The organism is Salinibacter sp. (assembly GCF_042218895.1).
Lineage (GTDB): Bacteria > Bacteroidota > Rhodothermia > Rhodothermales > Salinibacteraceae > Salinibacter.
Genome location: NZ_JBDGQQ010000130.1, coordinates 1 through 6,158, shown reverse-complemented (window position 1 = coordinate 6,158; position 6,158 = coordinate 1). Strand labels below are relative to the sequence as shown.

Annotated in this window: 8 protein-coding genes and 1 pseudogene; 8 read left to right on the top strand and 1 reads right to left on the bottom strand. The window is 64.5% G+C overall.

The window, feature by feature from the left end:
• Positions 1-464 (top strand): annotated as a pseudogene (locus ABEL04_RS11435) (hypothetical protein); the annotation flags it as partial.
• Between the two features lie 135 nt (positions 465-599).
• Here ABEL04_RS11435 and ABEL04_RS11430 read toward each other — a convergent pair.
• The gene (locus ABEL04_RS11430) at positions 600-1,307 is read right to left on the bottom strand and encodes a Crp/Fnr family transcriptional regulator (RefSeq protein ID WP_375802523.1); all 708 of its coding nucleotides are present in this window, start codon (positions 1,305-1,307) and stop codon (positions 600-602) included.
• 133 nt (positions 1,308-1,440) lie between these two features.
• Between ABEL04_RS11430 and ABEL04_RS11425 the strand changes: the two genes are divergently transcribed.
• The 7 genes from ABEL04_RS11425 (at position 1,441) to ABEL04_RS11395 (ending at position 6,037) form a co-directional block, all read left to right on the top strand.
• Positions 1,441-1,689, top strand: a complete 249-nt coding sequence (locus tag ABEL04_RS11425) for a DUF2249 domain-containing protein (protein WP_375802522.1) — start codon at positions 1,441-1,443, stop codon at positions 1,687-1,689.
• Positions 1,690-1,888: 199 nt separating this feature from the next.
• Complete coding sequence (locus ABEL04_RS11420) at positions 1,889-2,089, top strand: cytochrome oxidase (RefSeq protein ID WP_375802521.1); 201 nt, start codon at positions 1,889-1,891, stop codon at positions 2,087-2,089.
• A gap of 28 nt (positions 2,090-2,117) precedes the next feature.
• Complete coding sequence (locus ABEL04_RS11415; RefSeq protein ID WP_375802520.1) at positions 2,118-2,639, top strand: cytochrome c oxidase subunit II; 522 nt, start codon at positions 2,118-2,120, stop codon at positions 2,637-2,639.
• A complete protein-coding gene (locus ABEL04_RS11410; RefSeq protein WP_375802519.1) occupies positions 2,636-4,309 on the top strand; it encodes a b(o/a)3-type cytochrome-c oxidase subunit 1 in 1,674 nt (557 codons plus the stop codon). The genes ABEL04_RS11415 and ABEL04_RS11410 overlap by 4 nt, the downstream gene beginning before the upstream one ends.
• A 145-nt stretch (positions 4,310-4,454) precedes the next feature.
• A complete protein-coding gene (locus ABEL04_RS11405; RefSeq protein WP_375802518.1) occupies positions 4,455-5,060 on the top strand; it encodes a hypothetical protein in 606 nt (201 codons plus the stop codon).
• Between the two features lie 262 nt (positions 5,061-5,322).
• The gene (locus ABEL04_RS11400) at positions 5,323-5,589 is read left to right on the top strand and encodes a UTRA domain-containing protein (RefSeq protein WP_375802517.1); all 267 of its coding nucleotides are present in this window, start codon (positions 5,323-5,325) and stop codon (positions 5,587-5,589) included.
• Between the two features lie 79 nt (positions 5,590-5,668).
• Positions 5,669-6,037 carry an ArsR/SmtB family transcription factor gene (locus tag ABEL04_RS11395; protein ID WP_375802516.1) on the top strand — a complete coding sequence of 123 codons (369 nt, stop codon included), beginning with the start codon at positions 5,669-5,671 and terminating at the stop codon, positions 6,035-6,037.
• Positions 6,038-6,158: the final 121 nt, after the last annotated feature.

Genomic DNA, 6,158 nt, shown 5'->3' with positions numbered 1-6,158 from the left:
TCCTCCTGCTGCCGCTCATTCCGGCGGCCCTCGTCGCGCCGTCCGTGGGCGCGTTAGCGCTGCTGTGGGGCCTCGGGAGCGCGCTGGTCGTGGTGAGCGTGAGCGCGGGCGTGGCGGTGGGGCAGTACACGACGAGCCGGGCGCGCGGCCTCATGGCGGCGCTCGGGGTGTGGTTCGTCGCCTTCGCGCTCTACGACACGCTGGCACTGGTGGGGGCAGGGGTGGAGGTGCTGCAGGGAGTGCCGATGCTCTGGGTCGGACTCCTCCTGCTCAACCCGGTCGATGCAGTGCGGCTGGCAGGGCTCTTCGGGCTGGAGAACGTGCCCTTCTCTGCACCGGGGAAGGCCGCCTGGATTGCGGAGTTGACGGCATGGCTCCCCGCATGGGTGGCCGTGCTCGCCGTGGCCTGGACCGCCCTCGTCCTGACGCTTGCGTGCCGCCGGCTCCGGCGGACGGACCTTTGACGGGGCACGGGAGCATGGGAGTGAGAGTGCGTGGGGAGGGGGAATGGGAGAAGGGGCGAGCGGTGGAGGCGGGCTCTCACTCATCCTCACGCACCACGAATCACGCATCACGAATCACGCATCACGAATCACGCATCACTCCCAAGCGAGGCGGCGGAGCCCCTGAACGTTCGTCAGAGCGATGTTGGCGTGTCCCCGCTGGATGAGATCCTGCTCCTCCAGCGCCCGCAGGGCCCGCGAGAGGGTTTCGGGGACGGTGCCCAGCTCGGCGGCGAGAACGGACTTGGGCACGTCGAGCTCGATAGTGGGGAGCGTGTCGGGATCGTCGGGGACCGTGGGAACCTGCTTGACCAGACGGCGGGCGAGCCGCTCCTGCACGTCCTGCAGCGACACGGCGTCGAGTTGACGGACCGCTGCGCGGAGCCGACCGGCCATCTGGCCCAACATGTTCAGGGCCGTGCGCGGATTCCGATCGATGAACGCGAGAAATGCCTCTTTCGGAAAGAAGAGAAAGGTGCTGTCTGACAGTGTCTCGGCGGTGGCCGGGTAGGTGTCCCCGTCGTCTTGCTCGAACAGCGGCACCTCGGCGAACGACTCGCCGGGCCGGATTACGTGGAGCACCAGCATTCGCCCCTCCGAACTGAGCCGATAGATGTGGACGGCGCCGTCGATCGCGAGGTAGAAGCCGCGATAGGCATCGCCGTGCTGGAACAGAATGGTGCCGGACGGGGCCGTCTGCACGCGGCCGAGATCGATGAGGGCATCACGCTCCTCCGGGGTCAGTCCGCCGAAGAAGGCGTGATCGGTCATTGCGTCTTCAATCCGCGCCCGCGATACGTCCATGATGGGGAGGCAGCGACGAGAAGAGAACTGGGGGATCTGGGGCTATCCAACGACCGGCGACGGAGCGCGGGCCGCTGGGCGATCGATGGGACTAGCGGCCCAAGAATTTCAAAACTAACGCATTCGCATCTATATGTCCACCACTCCCCCCAAGGCCCTCGACGTGCGCCCACTGCCGACCGATCGGAAGCTGCAGGCCATTCTGGCAGTGTTCGAGGACTTAGAGGCAGACGGCTCGTTCGTGCTCGTGGACGACCAGGATCCAGCAACGGTGCGTCGCCGGATCGAGGAGGCCCATCCTGGAGAGATCCGATGGACGTACCTGCAGAGAGGGCCGCGCGTCTGGTATGCACGCCTCGTCCGGCTCCGTGTTGAGGCGTAAAAGGAAGCTTCACGGCATGTGGGAGAATGCCCCACCCAATCGTCGTGTGTGGCGCCCTTGTGGGTCAGGACCGTCTCCAGTACCATACGAGAGAGAAAATGGAGCGTGCGCGGCCGGGCGCTCGATTGGATGGCCCGCCCATCCACCTCCATGCATTGTCCCTCATGCATTGTCCCTATGAATCAGGCCTTGCTCCCTTATGCCAACTGATGACCCTACCGCTTCGGACGAGGCCCCTGCGCCGGAGGCGAACTCGGAGAAGGTCCGGGAGATTTCTCTCGATGAATTCCAGCCCTACGGCACGCTCGCCGTCACCGGGGCCTACTTCGTTCTCCTGCTCGTGCTGTACGCGCTGATGTACTTCGTCGAGTTCGCCACGCGCGCTCCTTCCATTCATTGAGTATGCCCGACATTGAGTACGTCCGACTATGCACGTTCACCGTTTTGAAAAGCTCTGGATTGGGCTCTCCCTCTTTCTCATCGCTTCCTTCATTGGAATCGTGCTCTTCGGGTTTACCGTCATGGACCTGAAGGTGCCGGGGGTGGAGCAGGGAAAGCCGGTGGATCCGACCACCGTCCTGTCGAAGGGAGCGTTCGCAAATCCCGGGGTTCGGAAAATCGAAGAAAATCACTATGAGGTATACATGGTTGCCCAGCAGTTCCTCTTCCGGCCCGGCACCGGCCAGCCCCTCGTCCTCCCGGCCGACACGAAAGTCACGTTCCACCTCACGAGCCCCGACGTCATCCACGGGTTCGAGGTGCCGGGCACCAACCTCAACTCCATGGTGATTCCCGGTCAGATCGCAACCTTCACGACCCGATTCCCGGAGCCCAAGACCTACGGGCTCATCTGCCACGAATACTGTGGCGCGGCCCACCACAACATGAAGGGGGAGATTAAGATCGTTCCTAAATCCGAGTTTGACGAGAGCAACCTGATATCACGATGACGTTTGTCAACCACTATCCGAAAGCGGCGCGCGTCGTCAAGGCCAACTTGGCCGTCGCCTTCGTCGCCCTCGGCGTCGGGGGCTTCTTCGGTCTGATTCAGGCCCTGCACCGCACGAACGTCTTTCGCGGATTTGTGTCGTCGACGCAATACTACGACGTACTGACCGGCCACGGCGTCCTGCTGGCACTCGTCTTCACCACGTTCTTCATCGTGGGCCTCTACCAGTGGGGCGTGACGCGCAGCCTGGAGCGCGAGCCGGAGAACATGGCGTTCTCGTGGACCTGGTTCGGGATGATGCTCGTGGGGACCGTAATGGCGGCCGTGGCCATCCTCGGCGGCCTCGTGCCGGGCACTGGACTCAGTGCAGCGGTCCTCTACACCTTTTACCCCCCGCTCCAGGCCCACCCGCTCTTCTACATCGGCGCGGCGCTCCTAATCGTCGGCTCCTGGCTGGCGGGCGCCGACTGGTTTTGGACCTACCGCACGTGGCGCGCCGACAATCCCGACGCCCGCATTCCGCTGCAGACCTACATGGTCATCTTCACGTGGCTCATGTGGTACCTCTGCTCGCTGGGCGTGGCGCTGGAGGTGGTGGTGCTCCTCATTCCGTGGTCGCTCGGGATCGTGAAGAAGATCGATCCGCTGCTGCCGCGCACGCTCTTCTGGTACTTCGGGCACGCGGTGGTCTACTTCTGGCTGCTGCCGGCCTACTTCGTGTGGTACTCCATCCTGCCGAAGCTCTCGGGCGGACGCCTCTTTAGCGACCCCCTGACCCGCGTGGTCTTCATCTTTTTCCTGCTCCTGTCCACGCCCATCGGCTACCACCACCAGTACGCCGACCCGGGCATCACGCTGATTTACAAGATGTGGGCGCTCATCATGACGCTCGTCATTCTGTTGCCGAGCCTCATGACCGCCTTCACGGTGATCTCGTCGATGGAGCACGGGGCCCGCCAGCGGGGTGGCAGTGGCTACTTTGCCTGGATGGGCGCGCTGCCGTGGGGACGGCCCGCATTCGTGGGCTGTGCCCTGGCCGGCATCATGTTCGCGGCGGGCGGCTTTAGTGGCATGATCAATGCCTCGCTCAACATCGACATGCTGGTGCACAACACCGCGTGGATCCCCGGCCACTTCCACCTGACGGTGGGGACCGCCGTGGCGCTCACCTTCATGGCCGTCACGTACTGGCTGCTGCCGCAGCTGACGGGGAAGGAGCTCAAGTTCAAGGGCCTCGCGCTCGCCCAGCCCTACACGTGGTTCATTGGCATGACGCTCATGTCGAATGCGCTGCACCGCGAGGGCCTGGCGGGCGTGCCGCGCCGCGTGGCGGAGCCGGAGTACGCAGGGATTAACTACGAGGTCCCGTTCGGGACGATGGCGGAGATGCAGTGGCAGGTGGCCATTGGGGGCACCATTCTCTTCATTGCGCTGATCCTCTTCCTCACGGTGGTCGTAGGGACGTGGTGGGCTGGCTCGCCCGCGACGAACGTGGACGACACTCTCCCCCCGCCGCTCTCCGGGCCGGAGCACTCGCCGAAGATTCTGGACAACCTGAAGCTGTGGATGGGTGTGGCTGTGGTGCTGGTCCTCATTGCCTACACGCTGCCGCTGGCCGAGATGGTGACGAACGGACTCTTCTCGCCGGGGGCCTTCCCCTCGCCGGTGTAAACGCGTTGGGCGTTGAGCGTTGGGCGTTGGGCGTTGAGCGTTGTGCGTTTTGCGTTAGGCGTCTGGGGGTGTTGGAGCGAGACCGGGGGCTCGCACGTTGGTCGCTCCCCGGCGGTTGTCTGGATGGTTTCTGCTCCTCTCTTCTATGAACACCCCATCTTCCGATGCAGATGACGGCCCGACGCAAGCCGCGCCCGACGAGGTGGAAGGCATCAATCCCTGGGTGGTCCGGTTCTTCCTGATCCTCGCGTTCGGGCTGGCGTTCGGGATCGAGGGCATGACGCTAATCCGGTCCTTTCTTCTCGGGGAGGACGAGGACGCCGAAGAGCAGGTGGAGGCCGAGGAGCGAGGCGAGATCGAAGAGCCGGAGGCCGCTCCCGTCCACATCGGGGACGACCTGCTGCCCGCCACGGCCGTCTCGGAGCGCGTCGCCGAGATGAAAATCTGGGGCCGGTCGGACGGGCCGTGGGTCTTCCGACTGGTGGTGACAGTGACGAACGACGGCAAGAACGCGTATCGTCTCTCGCTCCGAAATCTGGAAGTGGATGACGGGACGGAGTTCGACGACGTGCACGCGGCGGAGTGTCCCCCCGGGGACTCTACGCAGCTCGTCGCGTCGTGGCCGATCGGGACCGACGCCCGGCCGCGCGCCCTCACCGCCGAGGCCACGCTGCAGGGGACAAACGACTCCACCCGCACCGTGCGTCGACGCGTGACGTTCGGGCACGTGCCCGTACAGATGAAGCGCTAGTCGGGGATCGGTTCGACGGGGGCCGGGTGACGGTGCGGCGGACCCTCCAGACGCTCGAAAGTGAGAACGACATCTATCGCCGGCAGGGACTTGGCTCGTTTGTGAAGGAGCGCCGGGCCGCACAGGGCCTCGTGCACCTGACCGACTTTGCGCAGGACACGGCGCGGGCGCGGCTCGACGCGTCGGCAACAGTAGAGCATCACGCCCCGGAAACGGCCCGCCCGCGGTCGCCGGGCATCTGGACACGGACGACCAGACGGGGATGCGGCTCGACCGCCTCCGTCTCGGCGACGGGCGCCCGGGTGCCTTCGATCGGACGTGGCTTCCCATGTTCTACGCGCAGCTCCTGGAGGGCCACGACCTGGAGCAGGAAACGATCCACCAGGTCCTCGAAACGGAGTACGAGATCCCCATCCTGAGCGGCCACTACCGCATCACGGCCGCCAATGCGGCGGCACCCGCATTGGCTGTGTGCATGCGGGTTGATTTCCCGTGTACGCGGCATCAGGGAAAGGCGAAGGAGCCGTGAATGCCTGGACCGCCGGAACAGTATTTACACCTGTCTATATAGATAGCTACCAATATAACCACTCACCGTCCCATCCGCGATGCCCGACTCTGCCCCGTCCTCGTGTCCTTGCGGTGTGTCGCCGGAAGAGAAACTCTCCGAGACGACCACGGAGCACCGCGCCGACCAACTCAAGGCCCTTGCCAATCCGGTCCGGCTGCGCATGGTGGACCTCATCTACCACGGCGGCGGCGAGATCTGCGTCTGCGAGTTCATGGACTACTTCGACCTGAGTCAGCCGACGATCTCCCACCACCTCAAGGTGCTGCGGGAGGCTGGGCTCATCCACAGTCGAAAGGAGGGCACGATGGTCCGCCATCGAGTCGACGAGACGGCGTTTACCGCCCTCTCGACACTGATGGACCGGTTCTCGACGGTCCGGGAGACGGAGGAGGTGTCCGCGGAATAGCGCGGGGCGGCCCTCCTCTTTTTTTGCCGCATAGTATCGATGTCTTTCAATACAACCCTCCGATCACCATGACCATTACGATTCTCGGCACCGGATGCTCGACGTGCCAGGCCCTCGAAGC

Coding starts and splice junctions, on each gene's coding strand:
- ABEL04_RS11415 (WP_375802520.1), top strand. CDS start 2,118: ATGCACGTTCACCGTTTTGAAAAGCTCTGGATTGGGCTCTCCCTCTTT.
- ABEL04_RS11410 (WP_375802519.1), top strand. CDS start 2,636: ATGACGTTTGTCAACCACTATCCGAAAGCGGCGCGCGTCGTCAAGGCC.
- ABEL04_RS11400 (WP_375802517.1), top strand. CDS start 5,323: ATGCGGCTCGACCGCCTCCGTCTCGGCGACGGGCGCCCGGGTGCCTTC.
- ABEL04_RS11425 (WP_375802522.1), top strand. CDS start 1,441: ATGTCCACCACTCCCCCCAAGGCCCTCGACGTGCGCCCACTGCCGACC.
- ABEL04_RS11395 (WP_375802516.1), top strand. CDS start 5,669: ATGCCCGACTCTGCCCCGTCCTCGTGTCCTTGCGGTGTGTCGCCGGAA.
- ABEL04_RS11430 (WP_375802523.1), bottom strand. CDS start 1,307: ATGGACGTATCGCGGGCGCGGATTGAAGACGCAATGACCGATCACGCC.
- ABEL04_RS11420 (WP_375802521.1), top strand. CDS start 1,889: ATGCCAACTGATGACCCTACCGCTTCGGACGAGGCCCCTGCGCCGGAG.
- ABEL04_RS11405 (WP_375802518.1), top strand. CDS start 4,455: ATGAACACCCCATCTTCCGATGCAGATGACGGCCCGACGCAAGCCGCG.